Source organism: Geodermatophilus sp. FMUSA9-8, assembly GCF_037034165.1.
Classification (GTDB): domain Bacteria; phylum Actinomycetota; class Actinomycetes; order Mycobacteriales; family Geodermatophilaceae; genus Geodermatophilus; species Geodermatophilus nigrescens.
The window spans coordinates 369,533-385,657 of sequence record NZ_JBAGKE010000004.1; the positions used below are offsets into that span (position 1 = coordinate 369,533).

Sequence of the window (16,125 nt, forward strand, 5' to 3'; positions counted from 1 at the left end):
GACCGGTCAGCGGGTCGCCGGAGGCGAAAAGCTCGAGCGCGGGTCATGCTCAAGTCGGTGCACGGCATATGCCTTGATCGCTGCGGAGAGCCAGGACGGGAGCTGGGGGTCCACGACCTCGACCATGGCGCGCTGCTGGGGGTCGTCGATCACGAGGTCGCCGAGGCCGTGGTACGCCGCCGCGTCGGCCGGCCACAACGCGGTCACCCCTCGGTGGTGCTCGGCGAGGAGGTCGAGCGCTTCATCGTCGTCCGGCGCGACGCCGCGGGTGCGGGCATCTGACATCTGGGCCAGCAGGCGGCGCCCGTCGGCGGCGGCGCGCTCGTGGTCCTCGCGGCTCCAGTCGGCCGTGACCTGCTCGGCTGCGTCGAAGTGGTCCCGCACGGCTTCGCCGTAGCGGCCGACGAGCTCCTCACGCAGGCGCTCCTTGTCCGCGGCGAAGCCGGCGAAGAACTCCTCGTCGCTCATCGTCCGGTCCCCGGTCAGGTCGGCGATCGTGCGGTCGATGGTGGCGACGATGCGGTCCAGCCGGTTCCGTTCACCGATCAGCTGCTCGCGGTGCTGTCGCAGTGCGGTCAGTTCGTCGGCCTCGCCGTCGACGACCTCGCGGATGCCCGAGAGTGGAACGCCGAGCTCCCTGAGGAGCAGGATGCGCTGCAGGCGCAGCAGCTCGCGGCGTGCGTACCAGCGGTAGCCGTTGGCGGAGATCCGCGACGGGGTGAGCAGTCCGATGTCGTCGTAGTGCCGCAAGGTGCGGGCAGAGATCCCGGCCATCCGGGCGACCTGACTGATCGAGTGCTCCACGGTCACGACGGTAAACGCTGGACCTTCTCGCTACGTAAACTTCTAGCGTCCGCGTATGCCCGTTCACCAGCCCTTCACCATCCGCGATGTCCGGATCTTCGACGGGGTGCACCCGCTCGAGGCCACCTCTCTGCGCGTCGTCGGCGGCCGCATCGACGCGATTGGAACACCATCCATCGCCGCGTCGGGTGACGCGGTCATCGACGGGGGCGGCGGGACCCTGCTGCCGGGACTGATCGACGCCCACGTACACCTGCTCCCGGGGTGCACCCAGCTGGCGGCGACGTTCGGCGTGACAACGGTGGTGGACCAGTTCAGCAAGCCCGAGGTCATCGACCCCGAACGGGCCGCGGTAGCCGCCGCCGACGCCGGGCAGGGGCCCGTGCGGGCGGACCTGCGCACCTCCAGCATCGGCGCCACGGCCCCGGGCGGTCACCCCACCATCGCCTACTCGCCCCTCCCTTACGTCACCGGTCCCGCCGACGCGCTGCCGTTCGTCGAGGACCGGCTCGCCGAGGGCGCCACCCACCTGAAGGTCATCTACGACGACGGCTCCGGCGCCATGCTCGACATCCCCTCCCTGGAGGCGGCCACGATCGAGGCCCTGGTCGCCGAGGCGCACCGCCACGGCCTGCCCGTGGTGGCACACGTCTCGACCGCCCGCGGCGCGGTCACCGTCGCCCACTGCGGAGTCGACGTGCTCGCCCACGCGCCGTTCGACCGGATGACCGACGCCGAGGTCCGCGACGTCGCGCGCGCGGGTGTCGCGCTGATCGCGACGCTGTCCATCATCGACGGCTTCCCCGGCCCGGACGGGATGATGCCGCTGCTCACCCAGCCGGAACTGGCCTCCCGGCTGACCCCGCGGTGGCGCCGGGTCCTGGACGGTCAGTCCCGGCGGTGGATGCCGCCGCAGGCGCCCGACGGCACCGCGGCGCGAGAGAACACCCTGGCCCTGTTCGAGTGGGGAGTGCGCGTGCTCGCCGGCACCGATGCACCCAACCCCGGCCTGGTGCACGGCGCGAGCCTGCACCGGGAACTGCAGCACCTGGTCCGAGCCGGCCTGCGACCGACCGACGCGCTGACCGCGGCAACCTCGGCCCCGGCCGACGTGTTCGGCCTGGCCGACCGCGGTCGACTCGTCGCCGGGGCGCGGGCCGACCTGGCCCTCCTCAACGGCGATCCCACCGCCGACATCACCGCCACCCAACGGCTGCGGCAGGTGTGGGTCCTCGGGCGTGAGGTCGAACCTGAGGCGTACGCGGGCAGCCCGGCCGAGCGGGAGGGGGTCATCTGGCTCCGCGACTCCACCACCAAGATCGTCGAGGCCATCCAGGAGACGTGGCCCGGCATCCCCACCCCCGAGGATGTCCGCCGCGACGAGGACGGCGAGCTGCTCGGTCGCGTCGTCCCCACCTCCGGCGGCTGGCAGGCCGTGACCACCTTCGGTGCCCCTCTCGGCGACGTCAGCAGCCACGACGAGGCGCTGGAGACCGTGCGCGCACTCGGCCTGTCCTGTCTGGCCGAACCGTGGTGGGTGTGCCCCCTCGGCGAGCACGAGTGGCAGGAGGCCAGGCTGATGGAGGTCCACCCGGACCGTGTCCGGCTGCGCTGGACCGACCCGATGGCTGACCAACCACCATCCGGCCAGTGGTTCGACCTCGACGACCTGGACCTGGCGCTCGAGCCGCCCGCTGAGCTCCAGCGCCACTGACGCAGCCCGGGTGGGTCGGACGGTGACCTGAGACCCGGACAGGCTCGGTCCGATCCAGGAGAACGCTGACGGAACCGCTCAGCGACCCCCTGTGGGACACCAGGAGGGGCCAGTGATGGGCCGCCAGCCTGATCCTTCAATAGAGGTAGCGGTCGATGCCGGAGCCGAGGGCCCACATGCGGTTCATCCGGTCGGCGGTGCGGGTGTAGGCGGCTTCGTCGGCCTCACTCAGCGTGCAGTCCGTTCCGGGTGGGGTGGCCCGCATTCGGGCGGTCAGCATGCGGGTGTCGTCTGTCGGGGCGAGGTCGAGCAGGCCGGCCAGTCGGGCGAGCAGCGAGACGAAGCTGGCGCGGCCGGGGCAGCGGTAGGTGTCGCCGAGCTGCCCCGCGTGGGCGTCGACCACGTCGGCGATGTCAGCGTCGAGACCGGGATGGCCGAGGGCGGCCGCTGTGGCCGACAGCAGGTCGATGTCGACGGCCGGCAGGGTCAGCGCGGTCAGCGGCGCGTGCTCGTAGCGGCCATCCGGAGCGAGCAATCGGCCCCGCCCAGCTCCGAGGGACTGCGTCGGCGCCAGGGCGGTGAGTAGGCGCTGCACGGCGGCGAGGGCGACCCGGTCGGCCAGTGGTGCCGGCAGCCGCAGCGGCTCGGCGTCGGCGGCCGGGTCCTGTCGTTCCTCGTACTCCCACAGACCCAGGCACAGCAGCACCTCTTCCACCGCGCGCAGTGGCACGAGCAGCTCACCGTCGAGGTCGACGACCAGCACAGTCCGCTGCCCCGCCGCCGCTCCCCCGGCCGGTGCCGGCTGACCGGCTGCGCGCTCAGCCACCGGCGGACCACCGCTCGATGGCCGACCGGCCGGTCACACCGGTGGCCCGGCCGATGGCGGTCCACGAGGCCCCGGCCGCCCGCGCGGCGTACACCGCCTCGTCTAGGACGCAGGCAGCGGCTGCCTGCCGGACCGCGGCCTGCTCGACGTCTTCAAGGGTCTGCCAGGGCTCGATGTGGCGGCGCCACTCCAGCATGACCCGCTTCTCGTCGGCGGCCGCCAGATCGACCCACGGGCCGGTGACCGCCAGCCGCCGCGATGCCGGGTCGGCCAGCTCCGGTGCGGGCACCCGGGTCCAGGGGGTTCCGCGCCAGCCGCAGGTGCAGCCGGCGACCCAGCCGACCACCGCAGCATCCGGGCGCCACTCCTCCGCTTCGTCGATGACCTCCCGACGGACCTGGCCGCCGGTGTGATGCACGATCCCGTCGCCGCCGATGACCGCGCCGTCTTGCCAGATGCCCTCGACAGTGCAGCCGTCGCGGTACGTCAGCCGCACCCGGTCGCCGTTGCGCGGCCCGTCGTCGGGTCGGCGGGCCACCAGCACGCCGCGGGCGCTGGTGCTCCCAGCGCCTTGCGCGCCGTCGGCGAAGACCGGCACCACCCAACCCTCGTGCTGCTGGTCGCCCACGACCGGGCCCATCCATCCCATCGCTGCTCCTCCTGCTGCCTCGTACCGCGTCGTCACCGCAAGCTGGTTGTGCTGGTCTCGTCTCGGTCAGCGTCGACCGACCTCGCCCAGCCGAGACGCCGCGTGCCGGAATCTGGGGACGCCGCAGAGGGCTATGGACAGCACTCCACTGCGGCGGTTCCCGGCGACCGTCGCCGAAGACTGCGCAGCCTCCCCCGGTCGGCTCCGGTCGCGCGAAACTGACATCGCCGGCGCCTGGAAACTGGAGGACGACGGAGGAACGGCGCCGAGGTACGTGGCTACGGACGGGCGGCCACCAGGTCTAGCGGCGAGCGTCGACCCACGCGTAGAGGTCCTCCCGCCGGTAGAGGACCCGGCGGCCAAGGCGGAAGCTGCGCGGTCCGGTACCGAGGTGACGCCAGTACCGCAGCGTGGCGACGGGAGCGCGCAGCAGTGCGGCGGCCTCGCCGATCGTGAGCAGGTCGGGCTGCTGGTCGACGGTGTGCTCGGGCATGGCTGACTCCAGGCGGGGCAGGTCGTTTACGGGTTCACTCGTAGAAGGCGCGATCTCACGGTCCTTGGTGACAGCTCACAGCCAACTTCTCCAGAACTTCTCCCGTGAAGCTCGGTCCTCCTCCGGTTGCTCCTGCCGTCTTGCTCCTGTGTCTCCGAGCAGCGCCGTCCTGCGGGAGACCATCGAACGTCGCCCGCCCCGCGGGTCCGCGGTCAGCGCCAAGGCCTGCTTGCCGATCCGCTCGTGTGGCACCTCGTTCTCCACCGTGCGAGCGGCGGCGCCCCACCCGAGACCGCACCTCATGAGGGGGTCGTTCAGGATGCTGCTCGTGCGACAGATGACCGCGCCGGTGGCGTCATACCCCTGGCACCGGGGCGAAGGACGAATCCGCGCGGACCTCTCGGACGCGAGTTGAGCGCCCAGGCCTTCGTCGACGAGTCCGCCCGCGGATCGCGGTACCACGTGTGCGTCGCGGTTGTTCTCGACGGGGACGTCGACGCGCTGCGCCGCCTCGTCCGTTCCTTCTGCCTGCCCGGTCAGCGGCGGTGGCACTTCGTCACCGAACGCGACAGCCGCCGCCGGCAGATCCTCGACGCGTTGATCGACAGCGGACAGGTCTCGGCGTTGGCGTTCTCCGGCAAGGGTCGCGAGGACGATCTACGCGCCGAGAGCTTCCGCCGGATGGCCGCTGCACTGGTCGACCGTGGCGTGCACCGACTGGTCATCGAATCCCGGCAGGGCCGTGACCAGCGTGACCGGCAGATCCTGGTCGAGGAGCTTCATCGTTTGGGCGGCCCCGTGCTGCAGTATGTCCACCTGCCGCCGAGCGGCGACCCGCTCCTCTGGGTCGCCGATGCAGTGGCCTGGAGTCACTCGGCCGGAGGCGCGTGGCGACAACGCATCGCCTCGATCACCACTGCCCAGGACGTGACCGGCCGCTAGAAACCGCGGAGCCCGGCTGCTCACCGTCCGGAGAGGAGCCGGGCCCACTTCCTGAAGCTCAGCGCAACAGGCCACTCCAGTGTAGGGATAACCGGCTCGGTCGCCAAGCGGCCGACGGAGCCCCTGATCGGCGCCGCCCCCCGCCTCAACCGCGACTCCCCGGTCAGCCGGTGGCGATGAGGCGCTGAGGGTGTTCGCCCACATTCCTGGCCGCTCCCGCGCAACCGGCCTCTTCTGGCTGCGGCGGATCCGGGGGAAGGGTGGGCCGCAGGCCCATCCCGCAGGGACGCGCAGCGCCCTTCCGGCGGGCCGCCGAAGCCGGCATCCTCGGCCGGCTGCGGGGGCGGCATCGCCGGTACGGGAGGAAAACCGGAGATTGGCAAGCACGCTTCTCCCTTGCAGCACCGCGTTGGATCGGCTTCTCCTGTCCTCCTGCAGGTTGAGCATTCGGTGCCCGACCAGGGCCTCCCCCGAGGTCTTGCGGGGCAGCCCCTCGGGGACGGCATCGGTGTGGATGCGCGCGTCGACCTCCCGCAGCACAGCGGCCAGCCGGTCCAGGTTCTCTCGGATTGTGGCCGGGGTGACGTCGACATCGCGGGTGGGGCCGCGCCGACCTGTGCATACGGCGGCGTAGCCGCCGACGCTCACATAGGCGACGCCGTGGCGTTCGAGCACCGCCAGGATCGGCTCGGCGTCGAACTGGTCCGGCTCGGGTCGCCTGCGTCGCTTACCGCTGGGGCGGCTCGGCCGGCGTCCACCAGGGCGATCGAGCACGGCGCACTTGGCATCGAAGGCACGGAGGCCGTCGCCAGTCCGCACACAGTCCGCACGATTTCCAATCGAGCCCCCGATGGACCAATCCCTTCCAACACTATAAGCGCAGGTCAGCGGCGTATTCCGTCGAAGACCATCGACCACAAGTCACGCTGGAGAGTTCGCGATGTACTACGACATCTGAGTCATCCGGGGCGCCCCCGCCCCTGCGTTGCCGGTTCGCACGGCCCCCGCCAGGTTCCCCGGATTCCTGGCGGGGGCCGCGCTGCGTCCGGCGCCGAGAACGCGGAGTGATCTGACAGGCGCCACGCGCGCACCTTGTGAGACTCGGATCGTCCGCACCACTGCGTGCAGCCGTGCCGCTCCCTGCGCCACGCTTCGCCCGCACACTCGTGGACGTCCACTTGCACCCCGTCAGTTGACGGCGATCGTCGGGCCGGCGGACCGAACTGGCGGTGAGGTCGCAGTACGACAAGACCAGCGACGCACGATCGACAGCAGTCTCGCGCCGTTTGAGTGAGCGGGAGTAGGGCGTCGCATGGGCTGCGGCCAGCGGCGTCACCTGCCGGTCATCGCACTGATCCGACAGACAGGTGTGAGGTCGGCAGGCAGGCGCGGAAAGACGTGCCCTCAACGACCGAGGAACGGGGACAACGTCGTTCACGACGAGACCATCGCGATCGGACCGCCGATGGCAGGCCGGTCACAAACCGCCTCACTTGTCACCGATACCCCGGCGGCTCGTTTCCGTCCCAGCGCCTCCCGGCTCGTGGCCCGAGTCACCGGATGCTCAACGGGCGATGGCCGGCGTTGGGCACCAGCGACCGAGCCGCTCGAGGCACACCCTCAGTGCACCGCCGCTCGGGTGAGCACTTCGCCTGGCGACGCGTCAGGCGTCCGGCCCCGCATCGGGCCAACCGAATCCCACGGAGTGTGAGATGAGCAAGAAGAAGGTCCTTCTCGGCACCGCCGGCGTCCTCGTTGCCATCGGCGTCGCCACCTCGGCCGGCGGCGGCGACTCCGAGCCGAAGTCGACGTCCGCGGCGTCGGACGCTTCGCAGGCGGTGGACACGCCGAGCAGCGCCGGCGCGCCGACGTCGCAGGCGGTCGCCCCTGCGCCTCAGCCGGTCACTCCTCCGCCCGCGCCGGCCCCCGTGACGCCGGAGGCGCCGAGTGCCACCGTCGCGCAGCAGAGCGCCATCCGGTCGGCCGAGTCCTACCTGGACCTGACCGGCTTCTCCCGGACCGGCCTCATCGACCAGCTGTCCTCGCAGTACGGCGACGGCTACTCGGTGGAGGACGCGACCTACGCCGTCGACCACGTCACGGTCGACTGGAACGCCGAGGCCGTCGAGTCCGCGCAGTCCTACCTGGAGATGACCGGCTTCTCCCGGTCCGGATTGATCGAGCAGCTCTCCTCGTCGTACGGCGACCAGTACACGCTCGAGCAGGCGACCTACGCCGCGGACCAGGTCGGTCTCTGACGTCCTGATCCGGGCGCAACGAGGCGACCGTCGCCCCCGGCAAGTGCTGCGGCGGCCCCGCCCCTGACGCGTCCGCGGCCCCCGCCGGCCTTCCCGGCGGGGGCCGCAGCGCATTCGGACGGGCCGGGCGCCGGTCGTCAGACGGCGGCGGGCTGGCCGGCGACGATCACCGAGCGCTCGCTGACCTCGAACACGTCATTGACGGCGTTGTCGCCGACCAGCTGGTCGAGGACGCCGTCGAGCGTCTCCCGGTCCTGCACCCGCCACAGGCACAGGGCCCGGCTGTCGTCGGCTGCGGTGCAGGTGGACAACAGCTCGACGCCCGGCGGCAGGGCGCCGAGGTCCGCGTTCGCCATCATCTGCTCCCACCGCTCGCCGTCGCGGATGGTGTGCACGACTCCGAAGTACACGGCTGCCTCCCTGGGTTCGCGGATGGCTGGGGACGCGCCACAGCGTGCTCGGGCGAGCGGCCGCCGGACAGAGCCCTGGGGCCCTGCCGGGGCGGGCCGGGGAGGGCGACCCGCCGCCCGCGACGGCGCTTGCCGCGCAGGCCCCGCCCGTACCCTGGAGGACCGGTCCGTCGGTCCACGGGAGGACAGCACCGCATGCCCTTCGCGCCGCGCCGCCGCTCGTCCGGCGAGCCCCCGCCCGAGCCGCGCCGGACCGACCGCGTCCGTACCCGGCGGACGCCGCGGCCGGTCGCCGGGCCCGCCGGGTCCGGCCCGTACGGCGACCCCTGGCCGTACGAGGGCCCCGGGCCGTACGAGGGGTCCGGCCCGTACGACGGGTCCGGGCCGTACGGCGAGCCCTGGTCTCCTCCTCCCCCGTCGGCGCCCGGTACGCCGCAGGGCCGCGGCGCGCGGCCGCCCGGCGGCGGGGCACCCCCGCCCCCGCCGCCCGGTCCGCCGCCGCGGCGGGGTTGGGGCCGGCGCCGCGACGAGGGACCGCAGCCGCGCCGGCCGCGCCGCCGGCGCGTCCTGCGCCGGATCGGGCTCGTGCTCGGCGTCGTCTTCGTCGTACAGGCGCTGGTCATGGTGTCGCTGCGCTGGGTGGACCCGCCGACGACGGCGTTCATGGCGGCCAACGACCTCGGCGCGATCCAGCAGTCGGTGCCGGTCGAGCACGTGTCGCGCAACTTCCTCGCCGCCGTCATCGCGCACGAGGACCAGCAGCTCCCCTACCGCGACGGCGCCTTCACCTGGGACGAGCTCTCCGGCCGCGCCGAGGCCCGGCTGCGCGGCGAGGAGGACCCCTCGGGGTCGACCATCCCGCAGCAGGTGGCCAAGAACATCTTCCTCAACCAGAGCATGAGCGTCTGGCGGAAGGCGCTGGAGGCCGGGCTCTCGGCGGAGATGGCGCTGGTCGTCGACGACCGGCGGATGCTCGAGCTCTACGTCAACTACGCGCAGCTGGGCCCGCAGCTGTACGGCATCTGCTCGGCCAGCTGGTACTACTTCGACACCCCGCCGTCCACGCTGACCGTCGACCAGGCCGTGCAGCTGGTCGGGCTGCTCCCCTCCCCCGGTCACGTGCAGCGGGCACCCGGCGGCGGGCTGGACTACGACGTCGAGGACGGCCTCGGCTGGCTGTCGCGCTCGCACGTCATCAACGCGCAGAACCGGGTGCCGCGGCACATCGAGGCGCAGGGCTTCGGGCCGGTCGAGGACGCCGGCGTCGAGGGCCTGGCCCAGGACCAGCCGCCCTCCGACGACGACTGCTCCGAGCGGCCCGAGGAGGTCGCCGACCTCATCGCCGAGCAGGGCACCGCGTAGCTCCGCCTGGCAGGCGGCGTCGCCAACGGCCCCGTAGCGTTCCGGTCGATGCCTCAGGGACGGGACACCGCGCTCCACCTTCCAGGGGAGAGGACCGCATGGCCACGTCCGAGGGCCACGGCGCCCGCACGTCCGGATCCGGCACCGTCGGGAGCCGGCCAGGAGCGGACGACGGCGGGGGCCTCACCGGCGCCGTCGTCGTCGTGGCGCTGGTGTCGGCGATCTCCGGCCTGCTCTACGGCTACGACACCGGCATCATCTCCGGCGCGCTGCTGCAGATCAGCGACGAGTTCGGCATCGGCAGCGGCTGGGAGCAGGTGATCGCCGCCTCGATCCTCGCCGGTGCCGTCATCGGCGCGCTCGTGTGCAGCCGCCTGTCCGAGCGGCGCGGCCGGCGCGGGACCCTGCTCATCGTCGCCGGTGTCTTCGTCCTCGGCTCGCTCGGTGCCTCGCTGGCGCCGGACCCGCTCACGCTGTCGGTCGCGCGGGTGGTGCTCGGCTTCGCCGTCGGCGGCGCCACCCAGACCGCCCCGGTCTACGTCGCCGAGCTGGCGCCCAGCCGCTACCGCGGCCGGCTGGTGCTGTTCTTCCAGATCGCCATCGGCGTCGGCATCCTCGTCGCCACGATCGTGGGTGCCACGGAGGCCGTCGACGGGCGCATCGCGATCGGCGCGGCCGTGGTGCCCAGCGCGATCATGCTCGGCCTGATGCTGCGCCTGCCCGACAGCCCGCGCTGGCTGGTCAAGCACGGGCGGGACGACGACGCGCGGCAGGCGCTCGAGCGCGTCCGCCCGGCGGGGACCGACGTGTCCGGCGAGCTGTCGGACATCGACGAGCTGGTGGAGGCCGAGCGGACGGCGAGGACCAGCGGCTGGCGCGGCCTGCGGGAGCCCTGGGTGCGGCCGGCGCTCGTGGTGGGCTGCGGGCTCGCGATCGCCACCCAGCTGTCGGGCATCGAGATGATCGTCTACTACTCCCCGACGATCCTCACCGACAACGGCTTCTCCGACACCGCCGCCCTGCGGGTCTCCGTCGCCCTCGGGGCCACCTACCTCGTCACCCAGCTGATCGGGCTGGCGATCATCGACCGCGTCGGCCGGCGACGCCTCACCCTGCTGACGCTGCCCGGGGCGGCGCTGGCGCTCATCGTCCTGGGCACCTTCTTCGTCACCGGCAACGACGGCGAGGCGCAGGTGCCCTGGATCATCGCCACGCTGATCGCCTTCATGGCCTTCACCGCGGGCGGCATCCAGCTCATGGGCTGGCTCACCGGCTCCGAGATCTACCCGCTGGCCACCCGCGAGGCGGGCGCGGCGGCGCAGTCGGCGTCGCTGTGGGGCACCAACCTGCTCATCACGCTGACGCTGCTGACCATCATCGACACGATCGGCACCGGCCAGACCTTCTGGCTCTACGCCGGCTTCAACGTGGCCGCCTTCGTCTTCCTCTACCTGCGCATGCCCGAGCTGACCGGCCGCAGCCTGGAACAGATCGAGCACAAGCTGTCGGAGGGCCAGTTCCGGCCCGCCGACTTCGCCGGGCAGCGCGCCGGCCGGTGACCCGCGGGGGTCACCGGCCGGCCGCGGTCAGAGCCCCCCGGCGAGGCGGTGGTAGGCCGCGCTCCAGCGCAGCTCCTTGGCCAGCGAGCGGCGGGTGGTCGCGTCGTCGATGAGCACCAGCTCGGTGCCGAAGACCTCGGCGAGGTCGGTGAGCTCGTCGGCGCCCAGCGCCGTCGACAGCACCGTGTGGTGCGGCCCGCCTGCGGTCAGCCAGCCCTCCGTGGCCGTCTCGAAGTCCGGCCGCGGCCGCCAGACGGCGTGCGCCACCGGCAGGTTCGGCAGCGCCTCACCGGGGTCGACGACGTCGATCTCGTTGGCCACCCACCGGAACCGGTCGCCCAGGTCGCACCACCCGACGACGACGCCCTCGCCGGGTGCGGCGGTGAACACCAGCCGCGCCGGGTCCTCGCGGCCGCCGATCGACAGCGGGTGCACCTCCACCCGCGGCCGGCCGCCGGCGATCGTGGGGCACACCTCGAGCATGTGCGCGCCCAGGATCCGCGGCGTCCCGGTGAGGTCGTAGGTGTAGTCCTCCATGAACGACGTCCCGCCGGGCAGCCCGGCCGCGGCGACCTTGAGCGTCCGGAGCAGGACGGCGGTCTTCCAGTCCCCCTCCCCGCCGAACCCGTAGCCGTCGGCCATGAGCCGCTGGACGGCGAGCCCGGGGAGCTGGCGCAGGCCGCCGAGGTCCTCGAAGTTCGTGGTGAAGGCGCCGAAGCCGCCGTCGTCGAGGAAGGTCCGCAGCGCCGCCTCGACGCGGGCCTGGTAGCGCACGGCGTCGTGCCGGTCGCCGCCCGGGCGGCAGTCGTCGGCGAAGGCGTAGAGGTCGCCGTACTCCCCGACGAGGTCGTCGACCGCCTTCTCCTCCACCGCCTCGACCACGGCGACGAGGTCGTTCACGCCCCAGGTGTTCACCGAGACGCCGAAGCGGATCTCGGCCTCGACCTTGTCCCCCTCGGTGACGGCGACGTCACGCATGTTGTCGCCGAAGCGGGCCAGCTTCAGCGACCGCACGGCCGTGGCCGCGGCGGCCGCGCGGGCCCACGAGCCGACCCTCGCCCGCACCCGTGGGTTCCCCACGTGACCGGCGACCGTCGTCCGCGGCATGCGCAGCCGGGTGAGCACGAACCCGTACTCGCGGTCGCCGTGGGCGGCCTGGTTGAGGTTCATGAAGTCCATGTCGATCGTCGCCCACGGCAGGGCGGCGTCGGCCTGGGTGTGCAGGTGCAGCAGCGGCTTGCGCAGCGCGTCGAGGCCGGAGATCCACATCTTCGCCGGGCTGAACGTGTGCATCCAGGTGACCACGCCGACGCAGGAGGGGTCCTCGTTGGCCTCCCCCATCGTGCGGCGGATGGCGCCGGCGTCGGTGAGCACCGGCTTCCACACGACCCGCACCGGCACCTCGGCGGTCTCGTCGAGTGCCTTGGCCACCCGCTGCGACTGCTCGGCGACCTGCAGCAGCGTGTCCTCGCCGTACAGCCCCTGGCTGCCGGTCAGGAACCACACCTCGTGCGCGGCGAACGGGTCTGCGACCACGGCGGCGTTCCTCCTCACTGTCCGTAGACGTTCTGGTAGCGCGCGTACAGCGCGTCGACGTGCCCCGGGCTGATCGGCAGCGGCTCACCGAGCTGGCGGGACAGGTGCACGGTGCGGGCGACGTCCTCGGTCATGACGGCGGCCTTGACCGCGTCCCGCGCCGAGGCGCCGACGGTGAAGACGCCGTGGTTGCGCATCAGCACCGCCGGCGAGCGGGACCCGCGCAGGGTGGCGACGATCCCCCGCCCGATCGAGTCGTCGCCGATGAGCGCGAACGGGCCGACCGGGATGGCACCGCCGAACTCGTCGGCCATCGCCGTCAGCACGCAGGGGATCTCCTCCGCGCGCGCCGCCCAGGCGGTGGCGTACGGGCTGTGGGTGTGCACCTGCCCGCGCACCTCCGGCATGTGCCGGTAGACGTAGGCGTGCGCGTCGGTGTCGCTGGAGGGCCGGCGCACGCCGTCGACCACGCCGCCGTCGAGGTCGCAGACGGTGATGCCCTCCCAGGACAGCCCGTCGTAGGGGACGCCGCTGCCCTTGATGACGAAGAGGTCCTCGCCGGGCACGCGCTCGGACACGTTGCCCGAGGTCCAGGTGACCAGGCCGTTGCGGGTGAGCTCGCCGTGCAGGCGGGCCACGGAGTCGCGCTGCGCCCGGTGGGTGCCGCGCTCGGTCAGGGTGGCGGTCATCGGGGTTCTCCTCGCTGGGCGGGGCTGACGTGGTCGACGGCGGCGCGCTCGACCGGGAGCGCGGCGACGTAGCGCTGCACGAAGGCGTCGAACCCGGCGACGTCGGCCGGGTCCGGCTGCGCCGTCCGCACGTCCGCGCCGGGGAAGACCGTGGTCTCCAGGTGGTCCGCCAGGCTCCGGTCCGGAGGGCCGCTGCCGGCGAAGGCGGCCAGGACGGCCATGCCCCAGGCGCCTCCCTCGCCGGCGACGTCGCCGACGGAGACCGGGGTGTCGATGGCGGCGGCCAGGAAGCGCTGGGCGACCCCCTCGGTCTTGAACAGGCCGCCGTGCGCGAACATCCGGTCGAGCCGGACGCCCTCGGCCCGTTGCAGGACGTCCATGCCGATCCGGAGGGTGGCCAGGGACGAGTAGAGGTGGGTCCGGACGAAGGTGCCGAGGTCGAGCCGGGTGTCCGGCGACCGCAGGAACAGCGGCCGGCCCTCCCCGAGCCCGGTGATGGGCTCCCCGGCGAGATAGTTGTAGGCCAGCATCCCGCCGCCGTCGCGGGCGCCGTCGAGGGCCGCGGTGAACAGGACCTCGAAGACCGCCGACGGGTCCGCCGGGGCCCCCAGGGCCCGGGCGAACTCGGTGAACAGCCCGACCCAGGCCTCCAGCTCGCTGGCCCCGTTGTTGCAGTGCACCATCGCCACCGGGTCGCCGGCCGGGGTGGTGACCAGGTCCAGCTCGCGGTGCACCCCGGCGAGCTCGTGCTCCAGCACGACCATGGCGAAGACGCTGGTGCCGGCGGAGACGTTGCCGGTGCGCGGGGCGACCGCGTTGGTGGCGACCATCCCGGTGCCGGCGTCGCCCTCCGGAGGGCACAGCGGGATGCCGGGGCGCAGCCGCCCGGTCGGGTCGAGCAGTGCCGCGCCCGCCCCGGTGAGCTCACCGGCCCGGCGGCCCGCGACCTCGATCCGGGGGAGCAGGTCGGCGAGGGTCAGGTCGACCCCGGCCTCGGCGGCCAGCTGGTCGAACCGGGTCAGCATCCCGGCGTCGTAACCGCGGGTGCCGTCGTCGATCGGGAACATGCCGCTGGCGTCGCCGATGCCGAGGACCCTCTCGCCGGTGAGCCTCCAGTGCACGTAGCCGGCCAGGGTCGTCAGGGAGTCCAGGCGCCCGACGTGCTCCTCGCCGTCCAGGATCGCCTGGTAGAGGTGCGCGACGCTCCACCGGTGCGGGACGTTGACGCCGAACTCCGCGCTGAGGCGCTCCGCCGCCCGTCCGGTGTTCGTGTTGCGCCACGTGCGGAACGGGGTGAGCAGGTCACCCGCGGCGTCGAACGCGAGGTAGCCGTGCATCATCGCCGACACGCCCAGGACCCCGACCGTCGACAGGTCGACCCCGTGGCGCCGCCGCACGTCCTCGGCCAGGGCCGCGAAGCTCTGCTGCACCCCGGTCCAGACGTCGTCCAGTGAGTACGTCCACAGCCGGTCGACGAGCTGGTTCTCCCAGTCGGAGCAGCCGACCCCGAGCGGGACGTGGTCCGGCCCGATCAGCACCGCCTTGATCCGTGTCGACCCCAGTTCGATGCCCAGGGCCGTGCGACCGCCGGTGATCACTGCGCCGGCGTTCTCCGACATCGGTCCTCCTGCTCTGCGGCCGCCGGTCGGCCGCCGTCGGGACGGGGTCGCGGAGGCCGCGCCCGGGGTCAACGGGTGTGCTGGGGCCCGTCGCGGACGCGACGGGAGGAGCGCCCCGGTGAGGGGCGCGGAGAACGGCGGGTCTCAGGCGCCGGGCGGGGGTGCGGTCGACGCGCGGACGACGAGGGCCGCGGGGACGACGACGGCGTCGTCGGCCGAGGACCAGCCCGGGTCCTCGATCCGCTGCAGCAGCAGGTCCACGCAGCGCCGGCCCACCTCGGCGAAGTCCTGCCGGACGGTGGTCAGCGGCGGCCGGAGGTACTCGGCCTCGGCGATGTCGTCGAAGCCGACCACGCTGACGTCCTCGGGGATCCGGACGCCGCCCTCGGCCAGCGCCCGGATCATCCCCAGCGCCATGTGGTCGTTCGCGACGAAGACCCCGGTGACCGGGACGCCCGCCGCCAGCAGCGCGAGGCCGGCCTCGTAGCCCGACCGCGCACCCCAGTCGCCGGGGAGCACGACGTCGGCGGGCAGGCCGGCGGCGGCCATCGTCTGCTGCCAGCCGTGCAGCCGGGCGGCGGACTCGATCCAGTCCTCGCGCCCGGTGACGTGCCCGATCCGGCGGTGCCCGAGGTCGACCAGGTGCCGGGTGGCCTGCACCGCGCCGCCGGCCTGGTCGATGACCACGGACGTGATGCCGGGGGCGGCCCCGCCCTCGACGGCGACCGCCGGGAGGTCGGCCGGCAGCCCGGCCATCACCCGGACCGCCGCGCGCTGGGGTGCGAGCACGACGACGCCGGACACCGAGTGCTCGCGCAGCCGCTCGACCGCCTCGGTGAACCCCTCCTCCGAGAGGTCGGGCACCGTGGCGACGTGCACGTGGTAGCCGCGCTCGCGGGCCGCCTGCTCGAGACTGAACAGGGTGCTCGCCGGGCCGTAGAGGCCGGTGTCGAAGGCGACGACGCCGATGGTGTCGGTGCGGCGGGTCACCAGGGCCCGGGCGGTGAGGTTGCGGCGGTAGCCCAGCTTGTCCATGGCCGCGAGCACCCGGGTGCGGGTCTCCTCGGCCACGTGCGGGTGGTCGTTGAGGACGCGGGACACCGTCTGCGCCGAGACGCCGGCCAGCCGGGCGACGTCGGTCATGACCGCGGGACGGCTGCCGGCCGCCTGGGTCCTCGGTCGCGCGCCCATCGCCGTCGATCCTGTCAGGCCGCGGTGCGTCCCGCGGCCCGTGGCGCCGCCCCGGGCCGGGCTGCCCAGGGCG

At 73.2% G+C, this 16,125-nt stretch carries 14 protein-coding genes; 5 read left to right on the forward strand and 9 right to left on the reverse strand.

All coding sequences use genetic code 11. The features are described from left to right. Window positions 1-6: 6 nt before the first annotated feature. Window positions 7-804: a MerR family transcriptional regulator gene (locus WA616_RS11510; RefSeq protein WP_336029884.1), complete on the reverse strand. Its 798-nt coding sequence runs from the start codon at window positions 802-804 to the stop codon at window positions 7-9. Between the two features lie 55 nt (window positions 805-859). Between WA616_RS11510 and WA616_RS11515 the strand changes: the two genes are divergently transcribed. Beyond that, complete coding sequence (locus WA616_RS11515; protein ID WP_336029885.1) at window positions 860-2,518, forward strand: amidohydrolase family protein; 1,659 nt, start codon at window positions 860-862, stop codon at window positions 2,516-2,518. Window positions 2,519-2,654: 136 nt separating this feature from the next. Here the strand turns inward: WA616_RS11515 and WA616_RS11520 are convergent, their stop codons facing one another. The 3 genes from WA616_RS11520 to WA616_RS11530 form a co-directional block, all read right to left on the reverse strand. Then, the gene (locus WA616_RS11520; RefSeq protein WP_336029887.1) at window positions 2,655-3,344 is read right to left on the reverse strand and encodes a LuxR family transcriptional regulator; all 690 of its coding nucleotides are present in this window, start codon (window positions 3,342-3,344) and stop codon (window positions 2,655-2,657) included. Then, window positions 3,337-3,993 carry a hypothetical protein gene (locus tag WA616_RS11525; RefSeq protein WP_236833212.1) on the reverse strand — a complete coding sequence of 219 codons (657 nt, stop codon included), beginning with the start codon at window positions 3,991-3,993 and terminating at the stop codon, window positions 3,337-3,339. The genes WA616_RS11520 and WA616_RS11525 overlap by 8 nt, the downstream gene beginning before the upstream one ends. Window positions 3,994-4,294: 301 nt before the next feature. Beyond that, window positions 4,295-4,486: a helix-turn-helix transcriptional regulator gene (locus WA616_RS11530; protein WP_236833211.1), complete on the reverse strand. Its 192-nt coding sequence runs from the start codon at window positions 4,484-4,486 to the stop codon at window positions 4,295-4,297. 411 nt (window positions 4,487-4,897) lie between these two features. On the opposite strand from WA616_RS11530, the gene WA616_RS11535 reads away from it, so the two are divergent. Together WA616_RS11535 and WA616_RS11540 are read left to right on the forward strand one after the other, a co-directional pair. Beyond that, window positions 4,898-5,428, forward strand: coding sequence for a hypothetical protein (locus WA616_RS11535; RefSeq protein ID WP_236833210.1), 531 nt, complete (start codon window positions 4,898-4,900; stop codon window positions 5,426-5,428). A gap of 1,712 nt (window positions 5,429-7,140) precedes the next feature. Further along, window positions 7,141-7,686 carry an Ltp family lipoprotein gene (locus tag WA616_RS11540; protein WP_336029893.1) on the forward strand — a complete coding sequence of 182 codons (546 nt, stop codon included), beginning with the start codon at window positions 7,141-7,143 and terminating at the stop codon, window positions 7,684-7,686. A 137-nt stretch (window positions 7,687-7,823) separates the two neighbouring features. Here the strand turns inward: WA616_RS11540 and WA616_RS11545 are convergent, their stop codons facing one another. Continuing rightward, window positions 7,824-8,096: a hypothetical protein gene (locus tag WA616_RS11545; protein ID WP_336029895.1), complete on the reverse strand. Its 273-nt coding sequence runs from the start codon at window positions 8,094-8,096 to the stop codon at window positions 7,824-7,826. A gap of 195 nt (window positions 8,097-8,291) precedes the next feature. Between WA616_RS11545 and WA616_RS11550 the strand changes: the two genes are divergently transcribed. Together WA616_RS11550 and WA616_RS11555 are read left to right on the forward strand one after the other, a co-directional pair. Next, entirely contained in the window at window positions 8,292-9,458 is a 1,167-nt protein-coding gene (locus WA616_RS11550; protein ID WP_336029896.1) for a transglycosylase domain-containing protein, read from the forward strand. A gap of 98 nt (window positions 9,459-9,556) precedes the next feature. After that, window positions 9,557-11,017, forward strand: a complete 1,461-nt coding sequence (locus tag WA616_RS11555; protein ID WP_336029899.1) for a sugar porter family MFS transporter — start codon at window positions 9,557-9,559, stop codon at window positions 11,015-11,017. Window positions 11,018-11,044: 27 nt separating this feature from the next. On the opposite strand, the gene araA is transcribed toward WA616_RS11555, so the two are convergent. The 4 genes from araA to WA616_RS11575 all read right to left on the reverse strand — a co-directional run bounded on the left by araA (window position 11,045) and on the right by WA616_RS11575 (window position 16,052). After that, window positions 11,045-12,553 carry an L-arabinose isomerase gene (gene araA / locus WA616_RS11560; protein ID WP_336029901.1) on the reverse strand — a complete coding sequence of 503 codons (1,509 nt, stop codon included), beginning with the start codon at window positions 12,551-12,553 and terminating at the stop codon, window positions 11,045-11,047. Between the two features lie 14 nt (window positions 12,554-12,567). Next, the gene (locus tag WA616_RS11565; protein ID WP_336029903.1) at window positions 12,568-13,242 is read right to left on the reverse strand and encodes an L-ribulose-5-phosphate 4-epimerase; all 675 of its coding nucleotides are present in this window, start codon (window positions 13,240-13,242) and stop codon (window positions 12,568-12,570) included. Next, window positions 13,239-14,861: a xylulokinase gene (locus tag WA616_RS11570; RefSeq protein WP_336029905.1), complete on the reverse strand. Its 1,623-nt coding sequence runs from the start codon at window positions 14,859-14,861 to the stop codon at window positions 13,239-13,241. Before WA616_RS11570 ends, WA616_RS11565 begins: the two co-directional genes overlap by 4 nt. A 144-nt stretch (window positions 14,862-15,005) precedes the next feature. After that, on the reverse strand, window positions 15,006-16,052 hold the full coding sequence (locus tag WA616_RS11575; RefSeq protein WP_217651340.1) for a LacI family DNA-binding transcriptional regulator: 1,047 nt from the start codon (window positions 16,050-16,052) through the stop codon (window positions 15,006-15,008). Window positions 16,053-16,125: the final 73 nt, after the last annotated feature.